Here is a 21922-nt window from a genome sequence, read left to right as displayed (position 1 = left end):
AGTGGCGCGAAAAGCCGGTAGAGACGTGGTAGATCGCCAGGCAGATCGGCCGGCGGAGCGCCAGACCGGAACGACCCGACAGCCGGACGAGCCGGCCGGGCGCAGGGCGGATTTGCGCAGCCGGCGGCAGCGTGGCGGGGGCACCAAGTCGATGACCAAGGCCCAACCGCGCATCGGCATCGTCGACATCGGCTCGAACTCCATACGCCTGGTGGTTTTCAATGCCGACGAAAGGGCTCCGGTCGCCCTGTTCAACGAGAAGATTCTCTGCGGCCTCGGCCGTGGCCTGGAAGAAACCGGGCGCCTGAACGAGGAGGGGGTCGACCTGGCCTTGGCCAGCCTCGGCCGGTTTGCCGGTTTGGCGCGCGCCATGGAGGTCCAGCAACTGGATCTCCTGGCCACGGCCGCTGTGCGCGATGCCAGCAACGGTCCTGACTTCGTCACTCAGGTCGAAGAGCGCTGCGGCAGACCCGTTCGCGTGCTGGACGGCCAGGAGGAAGCCCGGCTTTCCGCCCAAGGTGTGGTCTCTGCGATCCCCGATGCCGATGGCCTGACCGGCGATCTCGGCGGCGGGTCGCTGGAACTTACGCAGCTCGACGGAGGCACCCAGGGACAGCTCGTGACCTTGCCCTTGGGTCCCCTGCGTCTGATGCGCGGTGAAGAGGGCGACCGGGCTCAGGCGGCTGCCACCGTTGCGCGCCACCTGGAGGCCCAGCCTTGGATCGCGGACGCCGAGGGGCGCAGCTTCTATCCCGTCGGCGGTGCCTGGCGGGCGCTGGCACGCATTCATGTGGAACAGCACGATTACCCGCTGCACATGATCCAGGGCTACCGCATGTCGCGCAAGGAGGCCGAGGAACTGGCCGGCTTGGTGGCGCGGATGGGGAAGCGCTCCTTGGCGCGGCTGCCCGGGGTGCCGCGGCGGCGCTTGGAGACCTTGCCCTATGCCGGGCTGCTGCTGGAGCAGTTGCTGCGACGCGCCAAACCCGCCGAAGTGGTCTTTTCCGCCAACGGACTGCGCGAGGGCTGGGTCTACGAGCGGCAGAGCGAGGCGCTCCGTGGACAGGATCCCTTGTTGGCTGCGGCGCGCGCCTGGGCGTCGCGCGAAGGACGTTTCGGAGACTTGGGCGAACCGATCGCCAACTGGACGTCCGCGATTTTTCCGAACGAGCCTCGGGATCAGCGCCGTCTGCGCGAAACGGCCTGCCACCTGAGCGATATCGCTTGGCGCGAGCACCCCGACTATCGTGCCGAACAGGCTCTCTACCGCGTTCTGCGCGCACCGCAGCTCTACGTTCGGCATAACGAGCGCGTCTACCTCAGCTATGCGCTCTCGATGCGCTACGGCGGGCTGAGCCAGAACGCCGAGACAACCAAGCTGATCGCGCTACTCGATGCGCCGATGAAGGCGCGGGCCGAAGCCTTGGGCCAGGCGCTGCGCTTGGCCTATGCCGTCTCCGCGGGAACCGCCGCCATGCTCGAGCGTAGTCAGCTCGAGTTCCTGGAGGGTCAGCTGACGCTTTATCTGCCCGACCAGGCGGAGGTGCCGTCGGGACAGGTGCTGGAACGTCGTCTGACGGCGCTCGGAAATGCGCTCGGCGCCACCCGGACCCGGGTGGTGGGTTAGAGAAGATTCCGCCCGGCCAAGTAGAGGCCGAGCCCCAGCAAGGCGAGCAGAAAGACCCGGCGAAAAACCGCTTCGGACAAGCGATGACGCAGGCGCCGGCCCAACTCCATTCCCAGCAGGGCCGGCAGGAGGGCCGCTGCCGACAGGGCGCCCAGGTCGGCCCGCAGCAGATTCTGTCCACCCAGCGCGACGGCAAGGCCCAGGGTCGAAAGACTGAACAGCAGCCCCATGGCCTGAATCAGCTGATCGCGCTCCAGGCCGCTGGCCTGCAGGTAGAGGACGCCCGGCACGGTGAAGGACCCGGTCATCCCGGACAGCAGTCCGTTGGTCGTGCCGAAGACAATCCCGGCGAAGGGCTCCAGTTTCGCGGAGAGAGTGATCTGGAGCCGCCCGAGTCCGACGGCGGCGTAGGCGACTAGCAAGAGGCCGAGCAGCCCGCTCAAGACCGCTGGGTCGATCCGGGTCAGCGCCATGGCGCCGAACCAGATGGTCGCCGTCGCGCAGAGCAGGAAGGGCCAGATCCGCCGCAGCACCCCTCGCAGATGCCCGCCGGTGAGACCTTGCAGGAGGTTGGTTGCCAGCGACGGCACCAGCATCAGGGCGATGGCCGGCTGCAGCCCGAGGGTCGCCGTCAGCAGTGCGAGGGAGATGCTGGGCAGACCCAGTCCGATCACGCCCTTGACGAAGCCGGCGAGTAGGAAAGTGGCGCCCACAAGAGCGAGAAGACCTGCCTCCATGCCGCTTAACGCGCCTCCGCCGGGCTGCTCGGTTGCATGTCGCGCCGCTTTGCATCGATGCTGCGTTCGGTCACGAGATGAGCGGTCGAAAGCGAGGCGCGATGGACGGTAAGTACGGGCAGCCCTTGCAGGAGCCGATGACGCGTCTGCGCCTCTGTTTTCTGGCCGGTCTCGGCCTGCTTGGGATTTTCGTGGGCGTCTGGGCTCTGTCGGCTGCCCGGTCGGAGCTCGAGGTGACTCGCACGCACCTGGGGACGACGCCGGTCACGGTTTACCAGGCGCCGGGCGGCGAGCCGGCACCGGCTGTCTTGATCGCTCACGGCTTCGCCGGTTCGCAGCAGCTCATGGCGCCGTTCGCCGTGTCGCTCGCCAATGCCGGATATGTGGCCGTGACCTACGACCTGCTCGGACATGGCCGTAACGGCTCGCCCCTGACCGGGGACGTCACCTCCGAAACCGGCGCCATGCGCAATCTCCTGACCGAGATGAGGGCGGTGGCTGACTACGCGCTCGATCTGCCCGGCGTCGACGGCAGGCTGGCCCTGTTGGGGCACTCCATGGCGTCGGATGTCGTGGTCCGCTACGCTGCGGACCATCAGCAAGAGGTCTCTGCGACCATTGCGGTTTCGCTCTTTTCCAGGGCCGTGACGGCGGAGGTGCCGAAGAACCTTCTGGTCATCGTCGGCGCTTGGGAGCCTGGGCTCAAACAAGAAGGCCTGCGGGTCCTGCGGCTGGGGAACCGCGACGCCGCGAAGGAGGGGGAAACGGTCGGCGACCCCGCCGTCGGCACGGCACGGCGTTTGGTTTTCGCGGACGCTGTCGAACATATCGGTGTGCTCTACAGCCGCGAGAGCTTGGTGGAGTCGGTGGCATGGCTGAACGGCGTTTTCGGACGCAGCGCGGTCGGTTCGCTGGACACGCGCGGGCCTTGGTTGGCGCTTCTCTTTGCCGGCATCGTTTTGCTCGCCTATCCCCTGTCCCATCTTCTGCCGCGCGCCGCGCCCGAGAGGCTGGGTGCCAACCTGGGCTGGAAACCGCTGGCGCTGCTGATGCTCGGCCCGGCGATCCTGACACCGCTGGTGCTGCGCGTGCTGCCGACGGACTTCCTGCCGCTCCTGGTCGCAGATTACCTGGCGGCACACTTCGCGCTCTACGGTCTCCTCACGGCTGCGGGTTTGGCGGTCTCTGGCCGGCTGCGCCGGAGTCCTGCCGCCCGGCCGGACTCCCCTTGGGCGATGACGGCCTTTGCCGCCGGGCTGGTCGCACTCTACGGCCTCGGCGCGATCGGACTGGCGCTCGACGGCTTCGTGCTCTCCTTCGCGCCCACGGAAGCGCGCTTGCCGCTGATCGCCGTCATGATTGCCGGCACGTTGCCCTACTTCATGGCCGATGAGTGGCTGACGCGCGGCGAGGGGGCCCGGCCGGGAGCTTATCCTCTCAGCAAGCTCTGCTTCGCCCTCTCGCTTGCGGCTGCCGTCGCTCTGGATCTGCGGGGGTTGTTCTTCCTGATCATCATCATCCCGCTGATCCTGATTTTCTTCGTCGTCTATGGCCTCTTCAGCCGCTGGGCCTACCGGGCCACCGCACAGCCTCTCGTGGCGGGGCTGGCCAACGCGCTCGCCTTTGCCTGGGCCATTGCCGTGACCTTCCCGATTCTGGGCGGTTAGCTGCGGTGGGTTCCTAAGATCTTAAGGCTCATTGTTTTCTTTTTTATCAATTAATTGCAGGCCACCGTTCCCATCTCCTGTCAACAAAAGCCGGCCGGTCAGAAGCGCAGAGGCGGCCTTGCCGAAGATCTCTCCACGCCACCCTTGCAGCAGGTTCCGTTCCGTTTCCGGATCGCCTGCGGCCAGCGCCTCGAGATCCGCGGCGTTGGCGAGCAGGCGCTGAGCGACGCCGTGCTGCTCACATTTCTGCTTCAGCAGCACCTTGAGAAGGTCGACCACAGGCCCGGCCTCCACCTGCTGCTCGCGCGGCGGCGCTTTCGGCAGGTCGGCCTCGTCCATCGCCAGGCCCTCGGCGACGGCTTCCAGAATCGCTTGTCCGACCTTGCCGCGGGCGTAGTCGGTCGAAACGCCGCGGGCCCTGGCGAGATCCTCGGCCGTCTGCGGGGCCAGCCCGGCCACGTCGTAGATCTGCTCGTCGCGCAGGATGCGGTTGCGCGGTACATTCCGGCGCTGCGCCTCGCGCTCTCGCCAAGCGGCCAGGTTGCGCAGGTGAGCGAGATAGCGCCGGTCGCGTGAGCGGCTTTTCAGCCGCCGCCAGGCCTCGGACGGCTCCAGGCGATAGGTGGCGGGGTTGAGCAGGACCGCCATCTCTTCCTCCAGCCAGCTTTCGCGGTCGGAGTTGGCGAGCTTCTTGCGCAGCTTCTGATAGATCACGCGCAGGTGCGTGACGTCGGCCAGTGCGTAGTCGAGCTGTTTGCGGCCGAGCGGGCGATGGGCCCAGTCCGCGAAGCGCACTGACTTGTCGATCCGTGCGCCGGCCAGCCGGCTCGCCAGCTTCTCGTAGCCGACCTGATCGCCGAAGCCGCAGACCATGGCCGCGACCTGGGTGTCGAACACCGGGTGGGGCAGGCGGCTGCTATCGTGGAAGAAGATCTCGAGGTCTTGCCGGGCGGCGTGAAAGACCTTCAACAGATCGGTCTTGTCGAACAGCGACCAGACCGGCTCCAGGTCCATGCCTTCGGCCAGGGGGTCGATCGCGGCGGCTTCCTCCGGCCCGGCAATCTGAATCAGACAGAGGCGTGGCCAGTAGGTGGTGTCCCGAATGAACTCCGTATCGACGGTGATGAACTCTGCCTCGGCCTGGCGGGCGCAGAAGGCGGCGGCTTCCTGAGGGTCGGTGATCAAGGTCATGGCTCCGCCCTATAGCAGCTTCCGACCCAGGGCTCGACCCCAAGTCACGCGCGTTCCCTTTCTTGGCGACCTTGACAAAGCTTCACGCTCCGGGCCCTTTTGCCGGCGCCTGTTCGGCGCGCCTATCGAGGGCGCACTGCGACGGGCCTCGATCCCTCATGCCTCTAGCGAGTTTGTTGCATGCATCCCTATCGCACGCACACCTGCGGCGAACTGCGCGCCGCGCACACCGGCCAGACCGTCCGCCTGTCGGGCTGGGTCCACCGCAAGCGCGACCACGGTCAGTTGCTGTTCGTCGATCTGCGCGATCACTTCGGCATCACCCAGTGCGTGCTCGATATCTCGAGCCCGCTTTTCGCCGCGGTGGAGCGGGCGCGCAACGAGTCGGTGGTCACCGTGACCGGCGAAGTGGTCGGGCGCACCGCCGAAACGGTCAATCCGGGTCTGCCGACCGGTGAAGTCGAGTTGCGGGTTCAGGCCTTCGAGCTGGAGGCGCGCTCCGAGCAACTGCCGCTGCAGGTGAACAGCGACGAAGACGCCGGCGAGGAGACGCGGCTGCGCTACCGCTTCCTCGATCTGCGCCGGGAGAAGATGCAGAAGAAGCTGTTGCTGCGCAGCCAGGTGATTTCCTCGATCCGCCAGCGGATGATCGCGCAAGGCTTTCACGAGTTCCAGACGCCGATCTTGACCGCCGACAGTCCCGAGGGCGCACGCGCTTACTTGGTGCCCAGCCGCGTGCACCCCGGCAAGTTTTACGCGCTGCCGCAGGCGCCGCAGATGTTCAAGCAGCTCCTGATGATCGCGGGTTTCGACAAGTACTTCCAGATCGCCCCCTGCTTCCGTGACGAAGACGGGCGCGCCGACCGCTCTCCAGGCGAGTTCTATCAGCTCGACTTCGAGATGAGCTTTGCCACGCAAGATGATGTTTTTGCTGCGATAGAACCCGTCCTGCATGGTGTCTTCGAGGAATTCGGCGGCGATCGCAAGGTGACCGCGCTGCCCTTCCCGCGGATCGCCTTCGACGAGGCGATGCTCAAGTACGGCAGCGATAAGCCGGACCTCCGCAACCCCATCGTCATCGCCGATGTGGCCGAGGCGTTCCGTGGCGGCGGCTTCGGCATCTTCGCGAAGCTGATCGGCCAGGGCGCGACGGTCCGGGCGATTCCGGCGCCGGGCGCGGCGGCGCGGCCGCGCAGCTTCTTCGACAAGCTGAACTCCTGGGCGCAGGGCGAGGGTAAACCCGGCCTCGGCTACATCGTCTTCGAAAACGGCGAGGCCAAAGGCCCGATCGCCCGCAACCTCGAGCCCGAGCGCTGCCAGCAGATTAAGGAGGCCGCGGGCCTTGCCGACGGCGACGCCGTCTTCTTCGCCTGCGACAAGCCGCTTGCGGCGTCGACCTTCGCAGGCGCGGTGCGCACGAAGCTGGGCCAGGAACTCGATTTGCTGACGCCGGGCGTGTTCGAGTTCTGCTGGATCGTCGACTATCCGCTGTTCGAGTTGGATGAGGAGACGGGCACGGTCGAGTTCTCTCATAACCCCTTTTCCATGCCGCAGGGCGGCCTGGAGGCCTTGGAGACCCAGGACCCCCTGACGATCAAGGCCTATCAGTACGACATCGTCTGCAACGGCGTGGAGCTCTCCTCCGGCGCGATCCGGAATCATCGTCCGGACATCATGGCCAAGGCTTTCGAGATCGCCGGCTACGATATCGCGGAGGTGGAGACGCGCTTCGCGGGCTTGTTCCAGGCCCTGCAGTACGGCGCGCCGCCGCACGGCGGGTCCGCGCCCGGGATCGACCGCATCGTCATGTTGCTGGCCGATGAGCCGAACATCCGCGAAATCATCGCTTTCCCGATGAACCAGAAGGCCGAGGATCTGCTGATGGAGGCGCCGGCCGAAGTGTCTCCGGAGAGGCTGAGGGAGTTGCATCTGCGTCTGGCCCTGCCGCCGAAAAAAGCAGAGGACTCAGCAAAGGCGGAGTTACCATAAAGGAAATATTAAGTCTCTTTAGGCATAGAATCTCGACATCTTGACCAACCCGACTCCGGCATGATTAGTTCCGCAAGGCTGGAAATTGGTTAACAGAGTGTTTTTTTGGGGGCGAAGATGTCGCGGCTGGTTTTTGTGCTTGGATTGGTGGTCCCCTTGACCGCCTGCGGAACGCCGACGCCGCTCTCGATCGCGTCCCTGGTGCTCGACGTCGGCAGCTATGCCGTAACCGGCAAGACCACGACCGATCATGCCTTCTCGGCGGTCGCCGGTGAGGACTGCGCGGTGATTCGCGTTTTGGAAGGCGATCCCTGCACCTCGCTGGACGATTACCAACTCGCTCTCGCGGTGCTCGAACCTCTTGCCGAGGAGGGCGTCGAAGTCCGGTCGGCCGCTTCGGCGGATCTGTTGCGGCGTCAAACGGCAACGGTCGGCATCGAAGACGTCGGCCCCGTCGCCTCCTTCGCGCAGGAAATCTTCCTGAGCGACGACCTTGCTCCGGGGGCGCAGGCGCTCTCGGCCGCCTCGGCCGATATCGTTCAAGTCGGGCACGCGGGTTTCATCAGCGACGATCTTTGGCCGGATCGCGGCGCTTAACCCTACGAGACGGCGCACGCCGGCGCGGCCGCCGTCCCCGAGCGACGGATAGCGGCTCGGCCGCCTCTGCCGTTCTTCCGTCCAACTAACTGAATTATATAAAAAATTAGTTCGGCTGCTCCCAATCGCTGCGCGCCGGGGCATGGACAGGACGCGTTGTCGAGCCTAGACTCCAACCGCTCGACCGACCCGACAAAGCAAGCATAAGACGTAGCGGAGCAGGGGAAGGGCGGGCCTTTGGGCATAACTGCGGGACAGCGGATCAGCATGCGCACGCCGGCCGATGACGGCTTCTTCATGCCTGCCGAATGGCACCCCCACAGTCGCTGCTGGATGGCCTGGCCGGTCCGCGAGCAGGTCTGGGGCGACGGGTTGGACGAGGCCAGGGACTCTTACGTCGAAGTCGCCAAGGCGATCGCTCGCTTCGAGCAAGTGACGATGATCGCGCCCTCGGAGCAACTCGCGGAGGTCTCCGTCGAGGTGGGGCAGGGAATCGGCTGTCTGCCGCTGACGATCAGCGACTCCTGGACGCGCGACACAGGCCCGACCTTCCTGGTGAACGGTGACGGTGCCCTGGCGGGAGTCGATTGGAGATTCAACGCCTGGGGCGGACTCTACCCGGACCATCAGGCCGATGCCGCTCTGGCTGAGAATCTGCTGAACTATCTTGACGTTGCGCGCTTTGAGGCGCCTTTGGTGACGGAAGGAGGCGCGCTTCACAGCGACGGCGCGGGCACGTTGCTGGCCGTCGAAGCGACCCTGGTCAACGAGAACCGCAATCCGGGACGCAGCCGCGACGAGATCGAGGCGCTGCTGAAGGCCTACACCGGCGCCAAGACCGTTATCTGGCTGCCCGAGGGGTTGGTCGACGACGACACCGACGGGCATGTCGACAACATTGCCTGCTTCGCGGCCCCGGGCCGGGTGGTAACCCTGGCCCCCGGCGACGAGGGCGATGAGAACCATGCGCGCCTGCTCCGCAATCTCGAAGTTCTGCGCGGCGCGACGGATGCCGAGGGGCGGCGGCTCGAGATCGCCGAGTTGCCCTTGCCGAAGCCGCGGAAGAACGCCGACGGCTCCCGGCTGACTCTCAGCTACGTGAATTTCTATCTGCCGAACGGCGGTGTCGTCTTGCCGGCCTTCGACGATCCGGCCGATGACAGGGCCTTGGAGATTCTCGAGGACTGCTTCCCCGACCGCGAACTGGTGCAGATCCCGGTCTTGCCGATCCTGCGGGGCGGCGGCGGCATACACTGCATCACGCAGCAGCAACCGGACGCCCTGGCCAAGGGCACGGATGGAAATTCCTCGGCCTCTTGAGCCGATCCCGGCGGCGACGGATTCGGAAGGTCCGTTTGCACTTAGTCGTCGACGATTTCCCAGATTTTCGCGTGATCGTCGGCACGTTCGGGACGGATGACCCGGAAGCGCTCCAGCAGTTGACCCCGCTCGTCGAAGTCCCGTTCGACGGCGAGCAAGGTGCCGGTCTTGTGGGTACAGAGCTCGGAGGCGTCGTCCACTTCGGCGCGGGCGACCGGTAGGGCCTCGGCCAGACCGGGTGCGCCGTAGCTCTCTACGAAATGCCGCGCGAGCCGTTCAACGACAGCAAAGTAGCCGGCCTCACCGGTTTCGGCCACTTCGACCAGGGAACTCTGTCCGAAGCTCTCGGTGCCGAGCCAGCCGTTGGCCAGCGCCAGCTTGTCCTTGGCGTCGAGGTTCGCCGGGTCGCTGTTGGCAAAGGCGAAGGCCCCGGACACAGCCCATTCCCCAGGCTCGGCAGCCCGCTTGAAGACGTAGAGATCGGAGGTGTCGAGCCGCAGGGTTCGCGGCAGTCTGTGCAAGGTCATGGCCGCCAGACTACGCGGACTCGGCAGCCCGGCAAAGTCATGCGGAGGCGAGGGAAGGGATCGCTTTGCGCTATGCGCTCAAGCGTTCGCGGCTGCCCGGTTGATGTCGAGCTTCTTGGCGCGGTAGAGGGCGCGGTCGGCAGTGAAGATCAGTTGGTTCGACTGGCTGCGCGGTCCGTAAGCATCCCAACCGACGCTCGCGGAAACCGGAATCTGGATGCGTCCGTAGGGAACGCGCAGGGCATTGATGGATCTGTCGATCTTGCCCGCCAGTTTTTGGCCGGGCACCGCTTTGGTTCGCGGCAGCAGGACGGCGAACTCGTCGCCGCCGAGCCGGGCCACGATGTCGGATTTGCGCACCGCCGCCCGCAGCAGATCTGCCGCTCCCTTCAAGACGGAGTCGCCGGCAAGGTGGCCGTAGGTGTCGTTGATTGTCTTGAAGCGGTCCAGATCGACGAGAACCAGCAGGCCGGGTTCGCCGTGGCGCTGACAGGCCGTCAGGACCCGTTCCAGCGCGTCCACGAAGCCGCGGCGATTGAACAGGCCCGTCAATTCGTCCGTGATCGAGAGACTCTCGAGCTGCCGGATCCGCTCCGCTTGCTCGGCCATCGTTTGTTCGGCTTCGGTCGCGGCGTCCAGCAGCTGCACGATCAGGGCCTGATCGTCGGCCCCGAGCCGTCCCTCGCCGACTTCGGCCAGGCGGCGCAGGCGATGGGTTGCGACCGCGAGGTCGGGCACGAAGGCGGGCGTCGAAGCGGGGAGGCCGAAGTCCGGATCCGCGGAGATCGAATTCAAAAGTTGTACTGGCGGCATGATCATCCCGCAAACATGGTTACTGTGAAAGATGCAACGGATCTTGTAAAGCAAGCGTCGTGCCAGTTGACTTTGCTTCGGAATAGCTTGGATTTTCGTCGTTTGCTGGGGAGAATCGGCAGCTTCTGCCGTTCAATCCTCGCGCAGGTCGGCAAGGTTTGCCGCCTCGACCCAGGGGAGGCAGGACTTTTGAACAGCGCCAAACCGGTTAGGCGGCGAAGGATCGCGGATGGCTGAGGATGGTAAGCTTCGGGTTGGTGTGGCGCAGATCGATTGCCGGCTCGCGGATCTGGACCACAACGCCGCCACGCATCTGCGAATGATCGAGCGCGCGCGGCGCGAGCGGATCGAGCTGCTGCTCTTTCCCGAGCTGTCGCTGACCGGCTATGCGGTCGGACCGCAGACGGCGGAGATCTCGATCCGGCGCGATGCCGCCCTGCTTTCGGACCTGGCGGGGGCAAGCGCCGACATGGTGACGGTTCTGGGTTTCATCGAGGAGGGCGTGGCCGCGCAGTTTCACAACTCCGCGGTGGCTCTGCGGAACGGCGAGGTCACCTTCATTCACCGCAAGCTCAACTTGGCGACCTACGGCAATCTCGAGGAAGGCAAACACTTCGCCGAAGGACGCTATTTCGAGACCTTCCCGCTCGACCGATGCTGGAGAGCCGGCGTTCTGATCTGCGCCGACAGTTGGAATCCGGCCTTGACCCATCTCGCCATGGTGCATGGCACGACCTTGCTGATGGTGCCGATCGCCTCGGCCGAGAACGCCGTCGACGGAACTTTCTCCAACCCGAGGGGATGGGACCTGGCGATGCAGTTCTATGCCATGATCTATGGCGTCCCGATCCTGATGGCCAATCACGCCAGGGGGCAGTCCGGACCGGACTTCTGGGGCGGCAGCCGGATCGTCGACCCTTTTGGACAGACGCTGGCGGCGGCGCAGGAGGGCGAGGATCTGCTGATCGCCGACCTGGATTACGAGGCGGTCAAGCGCGCGCGCTATCGTCTTCCGACTCTGCGCGACAGCAATCTGGATCTCGTCCTGCGCGAACTGAACCGCTTGAGCTGGCAGATCGGCATTCCGGAAGAGAGCCGTACGGTTTAAGGTTCGGGCTGTCGGCTTGCATGAAAAATCTGTGCCTCCAGGCTCTTACGGGTTGTGATTTGTTAGCATGCAAAGTAAGGCTTGCCGCCTTGTCGAGGGGAGGGGAGGCTAGGAATGCCGCGCGAACAGCGCACGATATTTTTCAGCGAGTTCGAGGTGATCGACGCGCTGCGGCGCTTCGTCGAAGCGAGCAAATGGGATCTCGGCGACAACATCATCGAGCGTGTTCAGGCCTTCGATGAACAGCCGGTGCGGGCGGTCGCTCTCTGCGGGACAGGCGAGGCGGCCCGGAAGGTCAATCTGACCGAGATCGATCTCGCGCGCGCCTTCATGCTCTACTGCGTCGAACGAGAGATTCCCATTCCCAAACGCGGCCAGAAAGACGTGCGAATCGCCGAGGGAGCCCTCGCACTCACCATTACCGTCAACGATTAGGCGGCTGCGGACGCGTGAGCGCTCGACCATGCCGCGATTCGGCGGGCTCCGGTCGATCTCAGGCAAGTCGCGGTCGCGGCCGGACCTTAGATCAAGAGGGGCCTTGGATCGCCCTGCGTTCGAACGGTCGCGTCGGGGCGTGAAAATCGATTGGTTCCCTGGCTTTTCGGCATCTCGCCCAGGGTCGGTCCACTGCCGGGTCACGCGAACGCCGGCCGTGCGTGAAACAGATTTGGGGGAGCGGAAAGCGTCATGGCCAAGAGCGATATCGAGATTGCGCGCGAGGCGACCTTGCTGCCGATCGGGGAGGTCGGCGCCAAGCTCGACCTTCCGGCGGACAGCCTTCTTGCCTACGGTCCGCACAAGGCGAAGGTCTCGCTCGACTTCCTGAAGACCTTGGAAGACCGTCCGGACGGCAAGCTGATCCTGGTCACGGCGATCAATCCGACCCCGGCCGGCGAGGGCAAGACCACGACCACGGTCGGGCTTGGGGACGGCCTCAACCGCATCGGCAAGAAGACCGCGATTTGTCTGCGCGAGCCGTCGCTCGGACCTTGCTTCGGCATGAAGGGGGGCGCGGCCGGCGGCGGCTACGCGCAGGTCGTGCCGATGGAGGACATCAACCTCCATTTCACCGGCGACTTTCACGCTATCGGCATCGCGCACAACCTGCTCTCGGCCCTGATCGACAATCATATCTATTGGGGCAACGCGCTCGGCATCGATCAGCGCCGCGTCGCCTGGCGCCGGGTGGTCGACATGAACGACCGGGCGCTGCGTCAGATCACCTCGTCGCTGGGCGGCGTGGCCAACGGTTTCCCGCGCGAGGACGGCTTCGACATCGTCGTCGCGTCCGAGGTGATGGCGATCTTCTGCCTGGCCACCGACCTGGCGGACCTGACCGAGCGTCTGGGCAAGGTGGTCGTCGCCTACACCCGCGACAAGCGGCCCGTTCTGGCGCGTGACCTGGAGGCGCCCGGCGCGATGGCGGTGCTGCTGCGCGACGCCCTGGCGCCCAATCTGGTCCAGACCCTGGAAAACAATCCGGCCTTCATTCACGGCGGTCCCTTCGCCAACATCGCCCATGGCTGCAACTCCGTGATCGCGACGAAGAGCGCGCTCAAGCTGGCCGACTACGTGGTGACCGAGGCCGGCTTCGGGGCCGACCTGGGGGCGGAGAAGTTCTTCGACATCAAGTGCCGCAAGGCCGGTCTCAAGCCCGAGGCGGCGGTGATCGTCGCGACCGTGCGCGCGCTGAAGTCTCACGGCGGGGTCGGCAAGGACGCGCTGAACGCGCCGAACGTGGAGGCGGTCAAGGCCGGTGCCGTCAATCTCCAGCGCCACATCGCCAACGTGAAGAAGTTCGGTGTGCCCGTAATCGTCTCGATCAATCACTTCGTGACCGACAGCGATGAGGAGATCGCCGTGGTGGCCGCCGCCGCCGAGGAGATGGGAGTCGAGGCCCTTGTCGCCACCCATTGGGCGAAGGGATCGACGGGCACGGAGGAGTTGGCGCACAAGGTGGTGGCTCTGGCCGATAGCGGCAGCGCGGACTTCGCGCCGCTCTACCCCGACGACATGCCGCTCTGGGACAAGGTTCATACCATCGCGACCGAGCTGTACGGGGCCGCCGAGATCCAGGCCGATCAGAAGGTCCGCACGCAGTTCGACGACCTTCAGGCGGCCGGCTACGGTCATCTGCCGGTCTGCATGGCCAAGACTCAGTACAGCTTCTCGACCGACCCCGCCCTGAAGGGCGCGCCCAGCGGCCATGCGGTGACCGTGCGCGAGCTGCGTCTCTCCGCGGGCGCCGAGTTCGTGGTGGCGGTCTGCGGCGACATCATGACCATGCCCGGCCTGCCGCGCCGCCCCGCGGCCGTCGATATCCACCTGGATGCCGACGGCCGCGTGCAGGGGCTCTTCTAACGCCCCGATTGCACCCGGCTGCCGCTAGTCCGGACCACGCGATCCGCTTCGGGCCGGCGCGTCTGCGCGCCTCGCTTGCCTTACCGCCGTGCCTTGGCCGCCCGACGCTGGAGGCGGCAGTTCCCCGCTGACCCTGAAGTCAGAAACGGAAAACGACGGGCCGCAACCCGCCGTTCCGCTCCGTAAAGGAGAATTTTTTGCACTCTAGAGTGCTTGTTAACGGGTGGCCCTCGATCTCTAAGCGGCTAGCTTGCAAGGCACCCTAGAAGACAACTTACACGATACACGTTACACTGCCAAGGGTCGATTTACTTTTGTGCAGTGCAACCGTTGGAATTTGTCCCCTTCGAGGCTCAATCGAGCTTGTGAAACCTGTGACGGTCATTTCGACGGCGGCCCTGCCCGATAGGGGGCTGAATACGATGAAATACCGGCTTGGCCTGGATCTCGGCAGCAATTCCATCGGCTGGTGCCTGCTGAAGTTGGAACCTCGGTGTGTTCTGGATGCCGGCGTGCGTATCCTGACGCCGAACGAGGAAGCGGGGCGCGATCCCCAGTCGAAAACCTCCCTCGCGGCCGAGCGGCGCGATGCGCGGTCGGCGCGGCGGCGGCGGGACCGCTTTCTGCGCCGGCAGAAGCGGCTGCTGCAGGTTCTGACGGCGGCCGGACTGATGCCGGCCGACACAGCCGCGCGCAAGGCGCTGGAGACGCTGGACCCCTACTGGCTGCGCGCGGAGGCGCTGGACCGCAAGCTGACGCTCCACGAGATCGGCCGGGCGGTCTTTCACCTCAATCAACGGCGCGGCTTCAAGTCCAACCGCATCGCCGATGGTGACGATGCGGAGAAGAGCGCGACCAAGCAAGGCATGAAGGCGCTGCGCGAACGGCTGGAGGCGGAGGGCGCGCGCAGTCTCGGCGAGCTGCTCGCGCGCCGCCACCGCCGCGACCGTCAGGGGCATCGGCTCAGGGACGGCGGGGGCTGGGCGGTACCGGAGCCGGTCCGCTTCCGGCCGACGAGCCAGGGCAGCAAGAACCTCTACGATCTCTACCCGGCCCGCGAGATGGTCGCGGAGGAACTGGAGAAGATCTGGGCGGCCCAGGCGCCCCATCATCCCGAGCTGACCGGCGGCCTGCTGGAAAGCCTGCGGCGGATCGTGATCGACCAGAGGCCGCTCAGGACTCCGCCGGTCGGGCGCTGCAGTCTGCGGCCCGAGGTACAGATGGTGGAGCGGGCGGGGCTGACGCTGGACCAGGGCGAGCGTGCGCCGAAGGCACACCCGCTGTTTCAGCGCGTCCGCATCCTGCAGGAGGTGGCCAACCTACGTGTCGGCTGGGCCGGCGCACGCGACCGTGCATTGACCCTCACGGAACGCGACGCGATCGTCGCCAAGCTGATGGCCTCCGGCGGAACCCTCGTCGCCTTCGACAAGCTGCGGGCGGCGGCGAAGCTGCCGGAGGAAAGCCGCTTCAATCACGAGCTGTCCGGCCGCAAGGGCTTCCAGCCCGACCAGACGGCGGTCAAGCTCGCCATGAAGAAGGCCTTCGGCAAACCGTGGCGCAGCCTGGAGCGGGACCGGCAGATCGAGGTCGTCGAGCGGCTGCTGGGCATCGAGGATCCGGAGGACCTGATCGCCTGGCTGCAGGAGATCTGCAACCTGGACCCCGACGCGGCCGAGGCTGTTTCGGAGCTGCGCCTGCCGCAAGGCCACGGGCAGTTGGGGCGCTCGATTCTCGCCGATCTGGTGGCGGTGATGGAGAGCCAGTCTAAGGAAGCGGTCGATCCCGAAACGGGTGAGCTCTACCGACGCCCCTTGACCTATGACGAGGCGGTCGAGGCGCTGAATCTGCACCATTCGAACCTGCGTGTGGACGGCACGGTGGCGCGGCTTCCTTACTACGGTGCGGCGCTGGCCCGGCATGTGGTCTCCAAACCGGATGCGCCGGACGGCAGTCAGGAGCGGATCGGCCGCGTGCCGAACCCGACGGTTCACATCGCGCTCAATCAACTCCGCAAGATCGTCAATGCCCTGATCGAAATCCACGGCCCGCCGGAGGAGATCGTGATTGAGCTTGGGCGCGAGTTGAAGCTGAGCCGCCAGCGCAAGGAGGAGATCGAGCGGGACAACCGGGCCAACGAGCGCAAGAACGCGGAACGGCGCGAACGGCTGGCGAAGCTGGGTGTCGCCGACTCCCACGACGCGCGTCTTCGGTTGCGGCTCTTCGACGAGCTGCCGCCGGACGAACGGGTCTGCGTCTTCACCGGCACGCCGCTCAACGTCGAACGGCTGTTCGACGGCTCGGTCGAGGTCGAGCATCTGCTGCCCTTCTCACAGACCCTCGACGACAGCTTCATGAACAAGGCGCTCTGCACCCGCGCCGCCAACCGCCAGAAGGGCAACCGGCCGCCGGCGGAGGCCTGGAGCGGCGAGGTGCTGCGGGAGATCGTCGAGCGGGCCGAACGCATCTTGCAAAGGAAGGCCTGGCGTTTTCAGCCCGACGCCATGGCGCGCTTCGACGCCGACGGCGGTTTCCTGGCGCGGCAGTTGATCGACACCCAATACATGTCGCGGCTCGCCAAGACCTACCTGGAACAGGTCTGCGAACGGGTCTGGGCGCCGCCCGGCCGGCTGACCGCCATGCTGCGCGCCAAGTGGGGTCTGAACGACCTGCTGCCGGACCATAACTTCACCAATCCGAACCAGCCGAAGAATCGCAAGGATCACCGGCACCACGCCATCGATGCCTTCGTGGTGGCCTGCACCGACCGGGGTCTGCTGAACCGCATGGCCCGCGCTTCGGGCCGGGCGGAGAGCCTGGATCTCGACCGGCTGTTTCCGGACGGTGGTTTCCCCGAGCCCTTCCCAGGCTTCCGCGCCGACCTCTCCGCCGCGCTGGAGCGCATCGTCGTCAGCCACAAGCCCGACCACGGCCTGCCGCCGGGGGCGCAGGACAACGTCCAGGTCACCTCGGGGCAACTGCACGAGGCCACCGCCTACGGCGAGGTGAAGGAGGAGATCGACGGCAAGCCCTATAACCTCGTCACCCGTAAACCCGTCCTGCAGCTCACCGACGGCGACATTGGCCGGATCCGCGACGCGCGCCTGCGCGAAGACCTTCAGGCCCGCATGGCTGCGGCGGCCGGCGGCGGCAAGCTGACAGATGCCGAGCGCCGTGCGGTGCTGGAGGCCTTCGCCAACGACCATGGTCTGCGCCGTCTGCGGATTCTCAAGACCGAGGCTTCGGTGCGGCGGGTGGAACATCGCGGCGCCGACGGACAGGTTTTCACGAAGGCCTACACCCCCGGCGGCAACCACCGGGTCGAGATCTTCACCCTGCCGGACGGGAGCTGGGGCGGCGAGGGCGTCACGGTGCACGATGCGAACCAGCCCGGCTACCGCCCGCACTGGCGGGAGGAATATCCGGGCGCGCGGCTTTTCATGCGGTTGCACAACGGGGACTTGCTTGAGGCGGATTTCGAAGGAAAGCACGAAATCTACCGGGTCTATCGGCTGGAGCCTTCCGCCAAGCGGGTTCGCCTCGCCGGCCACAAGGAGGCGGGCAGCATCGACCAGCGCCACAACGATCCCGACGATCCGCTGCGCTGGATCTTCGCGACCTACGAGCGGCTGCGCGATGCCGGAGCGCGGCCCGTCCGGGTCGATGTGCTGGGCCGGGTGTCCACGCTGCTGGAGCCGGTCGGATGAGGGCGCGTCGGAGGTCGCGCGCATGACCGGCCGCATCGTCGAGATCGCGGAAGACGGCCGGCATCTTGCTAAAAACCGGGGATTCCTGACCGTGAACGCGGGCGGCGAGGAGATCGGACGTCTGCCGCTCGATGACATCGCGGCGGTCATCGCCTCGGCCCATGGCATCACCTACTCCAATTCCCTGCTGGTGGCGCTGGCCGAGCGCAACGCGCCGCTGGTGGTCTGCGCCGCCAACTTCATGCCGGCCGCTGTTCTGCTGTCCGCCGACGGGCATCATGAGCAGGCCGGACGGATGATGGATCAGGCCGCCGCCTCGAAGCCTCTGCGCAAACGGCTCTGGGCCCAGCTTGTCAGCGCGAAGATCGAGGCGCAGGCCGCGACGTTGAAGGTTGTGGGGGCGCGGCACGAGGGCTTCGGGCTTCTGGCGCGCAAGGTGCGTTCCGGCGACCCGGACAACGTCGAGGCGCAGGCCGCGCGGCGCTATTGGCCGCTGCTGTTCGGCGCGGACTTCCGGCGGGACCGCGCGGCCGGTGGGCTCAATGCGTTGCTGAACTACACCTACACCGTCCTGCGGGCCGGTACTGCGCGTGCGGTCATGGGCGCCGGTCTGCATCCCAGTTTCGGCCTCGCGCACCGTCAGCGCGGCAACCCCTTCGCCCTGGCCGACGACCTTATGGAGCCCTTCCGGCCGGTCGCGGACCTTCTGGTCTTCGAGGCCGCGCGGGCCGGCATCCGCGAACCGGACAAGGACAGCAAGCCGGCGCTGGCCAGGGTGCTGATCACCGACATGAGCACGGCGGCGGGCGTCAGCCCGGTCGGCGTCTGTCTGCAACGGCTGGCCGTCTCCCTGGCGCAATGCTTCGGCGGCGAGACGCGAATTCTCGAGCTGCCGCGCCCGACGCTGCCGCTGGAGGGGTAGGGCGATGCCGCCGGACCGGCCGGCCTTGAGCGGGTATCGAATGATGTGGCTCTACGTGATGTTCGATCTGCCGGTCGGTACGCCGGCGGAGCGGAAGGCGGCGACGAAGTTCCGGCACTTCCTGCTGGATCAGGCCTTCGAGATGGCGCAGTTTTCCGTCTATCTCCGCTTCGCCGAAAGCAAGGAGGCTGCGGAAACCCTGATCGGGCGCGTCGGCGATGCGCTGCCGAGGCACGGGAAGGTCCATATCGTCAGTCTGACGGACAAGCAGTATGGCAATGCCCGAATTTTCACGGGACGAAAACGCGAACGCAGTCCGAAAAACCCGAACCAGCTTGCTCTCTTCTGAGTGCGGCCAGGCGTTTTCGGGTTTGTCATGGCAAGAAAAAACCCCGGTTTTCCCAGGGCATAGGTCAAGATCTATTGTAGCCGCTTAGAGATCGAGGGCCAGCCGCAACAAGCAGGCTGAACGCGCGTATGCGTGTTCTATTGTAGCCGCTTAGAGATCGAGGGCCAGCCGCAACCATCCTTTGCAGCTTCTTTTCCTATGTCGCATTGTAGCCGCTTAGAGATCGAGGGCCAGCCGCAACGTCCGCCGCACGGCGTTGGCGCAGCGCGGATTGTAGCCGCTTAGAGATCGAGGGCCAGCCGCAACAGATTTTGCACGAGGCCTACGGGCCGCGAATTGTAGCCGCTTAGAGATCGAGGGCCAGCCGCAACCGAACCGTCACGCGCTACAGTCACCGAGCGATTGTAGCCGCTTAGAGATCGAGGGCCAGCCGCAACAGGGACGTTGATCATGCGCGCGGCTCCCGAATTGTAGCCGCTTAGAGATCGAGGGCCAGCCGCAACCGAAGTGAAAAGCGTCCACGCGTGGCGCGCATTGTAGCCGCTTAGAGATCGAGGGCCAGCCGCAACGGGTACCGGTCCCTCATTACCCCTATATTTATTGTAGCCGCTTAGAGATCGAGGGCCAGCCGCAACCAGAAGTCACGGAACCCGCTACGCGCGCGGATTGTAGCCGCTTAGAGATCGAGGGCCAGCCGCAACCGCGCTCATGTGAAGCCACTGGGCAAGCTGATTGTAGCCGCTTAGAGATCGAGGGCCAGCCGCAACCGCCAAGGCCGTCATCAAGCCTTGAGCACTATTGTAGCCGCTTAGAGATCGAGGGCCAGCCGCAACTCCTAGCGCGTTGACGCTTCAAGTCCGGGATTGTAGCCGCTTAGAGATCGAGGGCCAGCCGCAACTACGAGGTCCTGTGATGACGCCGACAATAATTGTAGCCGCTTAGAGATCGAGGGCCAGCCGCAACAAGGTGTTTCTGCACGGCCTCGCGACGCTTATTGTAGCCGCTTAGAGATCGAGGGCCAGCCGCAACGCCGGCGGCGTCGTAGACTTCGAGGCCGGCATTGTAGCCGCTTAGAGATCGAGGGCCAGCCGCAACGATGCGGCTATGCACGCGCGCCTGCCCCAAATTGTAGCCGCTTAGAGATCGAGGGCCAGCCGCAACGAGTAGGCCACGCTACAACGAGTGATGCGTATTGTAGCCGCTTAGAGATCGAGGGCCAGCCGCAACCCTGAGGTCGCTTGACCGGTTTGTCCTGTTATTGTAGCCGCTTAGAGATCGAGGGCCAGCCGCAACGAGCCGGCCACGCTACAACGAGTGATGCGTATTGTAGCCGCTTAGAGATCGAGGGCCAGCCGCAACCGAGGCGCTGGTCCTGGCGGAACTCCAGGGATTGTAGCCGCTTAGAGATCGAGGGCCAGCCGCAACACATAACCGTCGGCCCAGGCCGGCAGGCTAATTGTAGCCGCTTAGAGATCGAGGGCCAGCCGCAACGGAGGTATTCGACGGCCGAAGGGTTGGCGAATTGTAGCCGCTTAGAGATCGAGGGCCAGCCGCAACCCCCGGACCCCAGGGTTCTTGGCCGACCTACTGGAGTTGCGTCGCACTCTGACGCTACGGGTTATCGTGATCTTCGGTGCCGTGAACGCCGCGCTCTTCGCGCTTCTGCGCTTTGCGTGATTCACGCGTCTGCGCTTTCTATGAGGGTGCGGCAGGGCCCTGCCACGCCTGCTGTCCGAAGCTTCGTGGTATAGAATCAACTCACGCTGTCTGGGTACGGTCGCCGCTTTAAAGATCGGACCCTTAGCGGAAGCGATTGACGCCCCGGTCGAGGCGGCGCAGGCGATCCTGGGTGCGGAAATCGTGGGGGTTGCCGCGCTGCTCCAGCCGGCGCCGCTCGCTGTTCAGCTTGCTGCGCTCGAGCAGGCGCTGCCCGCTGTCGCGAGCCGGGGCGACCGGCATGTTGAGGGGGCGCAGATCGCGGGCATCGGGGATGGTCCGCTCCACCGGATGAGGCGGGACCCAGGCCTCCTCGGCCGAAGACGCCGCCGCGTAAAGGATGACTACAGATGCTATGCACGTAAAGAGTGCATGCCGCGATAATAGAAAAAGCTTCATGAATCCCAAATGATGCTCTGAGGCAAAAAAAACAATCTGACGTCGTTCACGACTTGTAAACCGCCATGGCCTAAGGGTATCACTCCATTATACGAATCCTCAGAGAGCCAAGGGAGTAAGGTCGGGTCATGCAGCTTCCCAGCCTGGTGAAGTCGATTCTCGCCGCCTCCGCGACGGTTGCCGTTTTGATGGCGCCGGCGGCGGCGGACGACTTGAAGCCCGTCTACCTGGATGCCGTGATCGCCGAGGGAGCTACGCCACTGTCCGACGTGTCCTTCACGGTCGAACGGGTTCAGGGCGGCGTGGTGCAGGAGATGCGCGGCGGTGGCGCCGAAATGCAGCTCCCGGCGGGTCGCTACCGGGTCCGCGCCGCCTTCGGCCAGACCGAGGTCGAGCGCGACATCGTCGTCGATGCCACGAACACCCGCCACACGATCAACCTGAACGCCGGCGAGGTGCAGCTCAACATGATCCATGGGATCGGTCAGGATCCGATCCGCGATCCGATCCAGTGGGATGTCATGACCTTCGGGCGCGACGCCACCGGCAATCGCCACCTGCTGCACCAGGTCACAGCCTCGACGGCGCATCTGACCCTGCCGGGCGGCTGGTACTATATCGAGGCCACCCACAGCGGCCGGACGGTCAAGCACACCATCGAGGTCACGCCGGGCGCCGCCTTCAAGTACTTCGTGATGAAACAGTAGGCGTGCCGCTGCCGCGAGGCAGCGCTGCCGGACAAGATCGAAAGGGCCGTCGCAGCGCGACGGCCCTCTTTCTTTTCATGACAGTCTGCCAGACCCAGGCTGCTAGAGCGCGATCGTCTCAGGCGGAAGCGCTTCGCGTCCGCCTGAGACGTGAATCGCCCACGAACCTGATGGTGAGAGTAGGAGTC

General features: G+C 65.5%; 17 protein-coding genes and 1 CRISPR repeat array. Of the genes, 12 read left to right on the top strand and 5 right to left on the bottom strand.

Going from position 1 to position 21922, the window contains the following annotated elements; genetic code table 11:
* Positions 1 to 25 precede the first annotated feature (25 nt).
* On the top strand, positions 26 to 1627 hold the full coding sequence (ppx, locus tag DBZ32_RS04580; protein ID WP_235830046.1) for an exopolyphosphatase: 1602 nt from the start codon (positions 26 to 28) through the stop codon (positions 1625 to 1627).
* Here the strand turns inward: ppx and DBZ32_RS04575 are convergent.
* A complete protein-coding gene (locus tag DBZ32_RS04575; protein ID WP_119165901.1) occupies positions 1624 to 2364 on the bottom strand; it encodes a sulfite exporter TauE/SafE family protein in 741 nt (246 codons plus the stop codon). The two genes, ppx and DBZ32_RS04575, sit on opposite strands and share 4 nt — an antisense overlap.
* 101 nt (positions 2365 to 2465) lie before the next feature.
* Here DBZ32_RS04575 and DBZ32_RS04570 point away from each other — a divergent pair, with 101 nt between their 5' ends.
* Complete coding sequence (locus DBZ32_RS04570; protein ID WP_208539099.1) at positions 2466 to 4031, top strand: alpha/beta hydrolase; 1566 nt, start codon at positions 2466 to 2468, stop codon at positions 4029 to 4031.
* 21 nt (positions 4032 to 4052) lie between these two features.
* Here DBZ32_RS04570 and rnd read toward each other — a convergent pair whose 3' ends face one another.
* A complete protein-coding gene (gene rnd / locus DBZ32_RS04565) occupies positions 4053 to 5222 on the bottom strand; it encodes a ribonuclease D (RefSeq protein ID WP_119165900.1) in 1170 nt (389 codons plus the stop codon).
* A 180-nt stretch (positions 5223 to 5402) separates the two neighbouring features.
* Here rnd and aspS point away from each other — a divergent pair, with 180 nt between their 5' ends.
* From aspS to DBZ32_RS04550, 3 genes are all read left to right on the top strand, one after another.
* Positions 5403 to 7211, top strand: a complete 1809-nt coding sequence (gene aspS, locus DBZ32_RS04560; RefSeq protein WP_119165899.1) for an aspartate--tRNA ligase — start codon at positions 5403 to 5405, stop codon at positions 7209 to 7211.
* A gap of 117 nt (positions 7212 to 7328) precedes the next feature.
* Positions 7329 to 7808, top strand: coding sequence for a hypothetical protein (locus DBZ32_RS04555; RefSeq protein WP_119165898.1), 480 nt, complete (start codon positions 7329 to 7331; stop codon positions 7806 to 7808).
* A gap of 267 nt (positions 7809 to 8075) precedes the next feature.
* Positions 8076 to 9128, top strand: coding sequence for an agmatine deiminase family protein (locus tag DBZ32_RS04550; protein ID WP_119165897.1), 1053 nt, complete (start codon positions 8076 to 8078; stop codon positions 9126 to 9128).
* 41 nt (positions 9129 to 9169) lie between these two features.
* Here DBZ32_RS04550 and DBZ32_RS04545 read toward each other — a convergent pair whose 3' ends face one another.
* Together DBZ32_RS04545 and DBZ32_RS04540 are read right to left on the bottom strand one after the other, a co-directional pair.
* Positions 9170 to 9655, bottom strand: a complete 486-nt coding sequence (locus DBZ32_RS04545) for a DUF6505 family protein (RefSeq protein WP_119165896.1) — start codon at positions 9653 to 9655, stop codon at positions 9170 to 9172.
* A 78-nt stretch (positions 9656 to 9733) separates the two neighbouring features.
* Positions 9734 to 10468 (bottom strand): GGDEF domain-containing protein, encoded by a 735-nt coding sequence (locus tag DBZ32_RS04540; RefSeq protein WP_235830045.1) that lies wholly within the window; start codon positions 10466 to 10468, stop codon positions 9734 to 9736.
* A gap of 229 nt (positions 10469 to 10697) precedes the next feature.
* Between DBZ32_RS04540 and DBZ32_RS04535 the strand changes: the two genes are divergently transcribed.
* From DBZ32_RS04535 to cas2, 6 genes are all read left to right on the top strand, one after another.
* A complete protein-coding gene (locus tag DBZ32_RS04535; RefSeq protein WP_119165895.1) occupies positions 10698 to 11576 on the top strand; it encodes a nitrilase-related carbon-nitrogen hydrolase in 879 nt (292 codons plus the stop codon).
* Positions 11577 to 11690: 114 nt separating this feature from the next.
* Positions 11691 to 12011: a hypothetical protein gene (locus DBZ32_RS04530; RefSeq protein ID WP_119165894.1), complete on the top strand. Its 321-nt coding sequence runs from the start codon at positions 11691 to 11693 to the stop codon at positions 12009 to 12011.
* Positions 12012 to 12263: 252 nt separating this feature from the next.
* Complete coding sequence (locus DBZ32_RS04525) at positions 12264 to 13937, top strand: formate--tetrahydrofolate ligase (protein WP_119165893.1); 1674 nt, start codon at positions 12264 to 12266, stop codon at positions 13935 to 13937.
* Between the two features lie 422 nt (positions 13938 to 14359).
* Positions 14360 to 17641, top strand: a complete 3282-nt coding sequence (gene cas9, locus DBZ32_RS04520; RefSeq protein WP_162906559.1) for a type II CRISPR RNA-guided endonuclease Cas9 — start codon at positions 14360 to 14362, stop codon at positions 17639 to 17641.
* Between the two features lie 22 nt (positions 17642 to 17663).
* Complete coding sequence (gene cas1 / locus DBZ32_RS04515; protein WP_119165891.1) at positions 17664 to 18563, top strand: type II CRISPR-associated endonuclease Cas1; 900 nt, start codon at positions 17664 to 17666, stop codon at positions 18561 to 18563.
* Between the two features lie 4 nt (positions 18564 to 18567).
* Positions 18568 to 18912, top strand: a complete 345-nt coding sequence (cas2, locus tag DBZ32_RS04510) for a CRISPR-associated endonuclease Cas2 (protein WP_208539098.1) — start codon at positions 18568 to 18570, stop codon at positions 18910 to 18912.
* Between the two features lie 73 nt (positions 18913 to 18985).
* Positions 18986 to 20469: a CRISPR direct-repeat array (repeat unit 36 nt; unit sequence ATTGTAGCCGCTTAGAGATCGAGGGCCAGCCGCAAC).
* Between the two features lie 243 nt (positions 20470 to 20712).
* Here cas2 and DBZ32_RS04505 read toward each other — a convergent pair.
* The gene (locus tag DBZ32_RS04505; protein ID WP_119165890.1) at positions 20713 to 20916 is read right to left on the bottom strand and encodes a hypothetical protein; all 204 of its coding nucleotides are present in this window, start codon (positions 20914 to 20916) and stop codon (positions 20713 to 20715) included.
* Between the two features lie 239 nt (positions 20917 to 21155).
* Here DBZ32_RS04505 and DBZ32_RS04500 point away from each other — a divergent pair, with 239 nt between their 5' ends.
* Positions 21156 to 21734 carry a hypothetical protein gene (locus DBZ32_RS04500; protein WP_119165889.1) on the top strand — a complete coding sequence of 193 codons (579 nt, stop codon included), beginning with the start codon at positions 21156 to 21158 and terminating at the stop codon, positions 21732 to 21734.
* Positions 21735 to 21922 lie beyond the last annotated feature (188 nt).

Source organism: Algihabitans albus, assembly GCF_003572205.1.
GTDB classification, from domain to species: domain Bacteria; phylum Pseudomonadota; class Alphaproteobacteria; order Kiloniellales; family DSM-21159; genus Algihabitans; species Algihabitans albus.
Note: the sequence above shows the minus strand (reverse complement) of the source record. Positions and strands in the feature narration are given on the sequence as shown.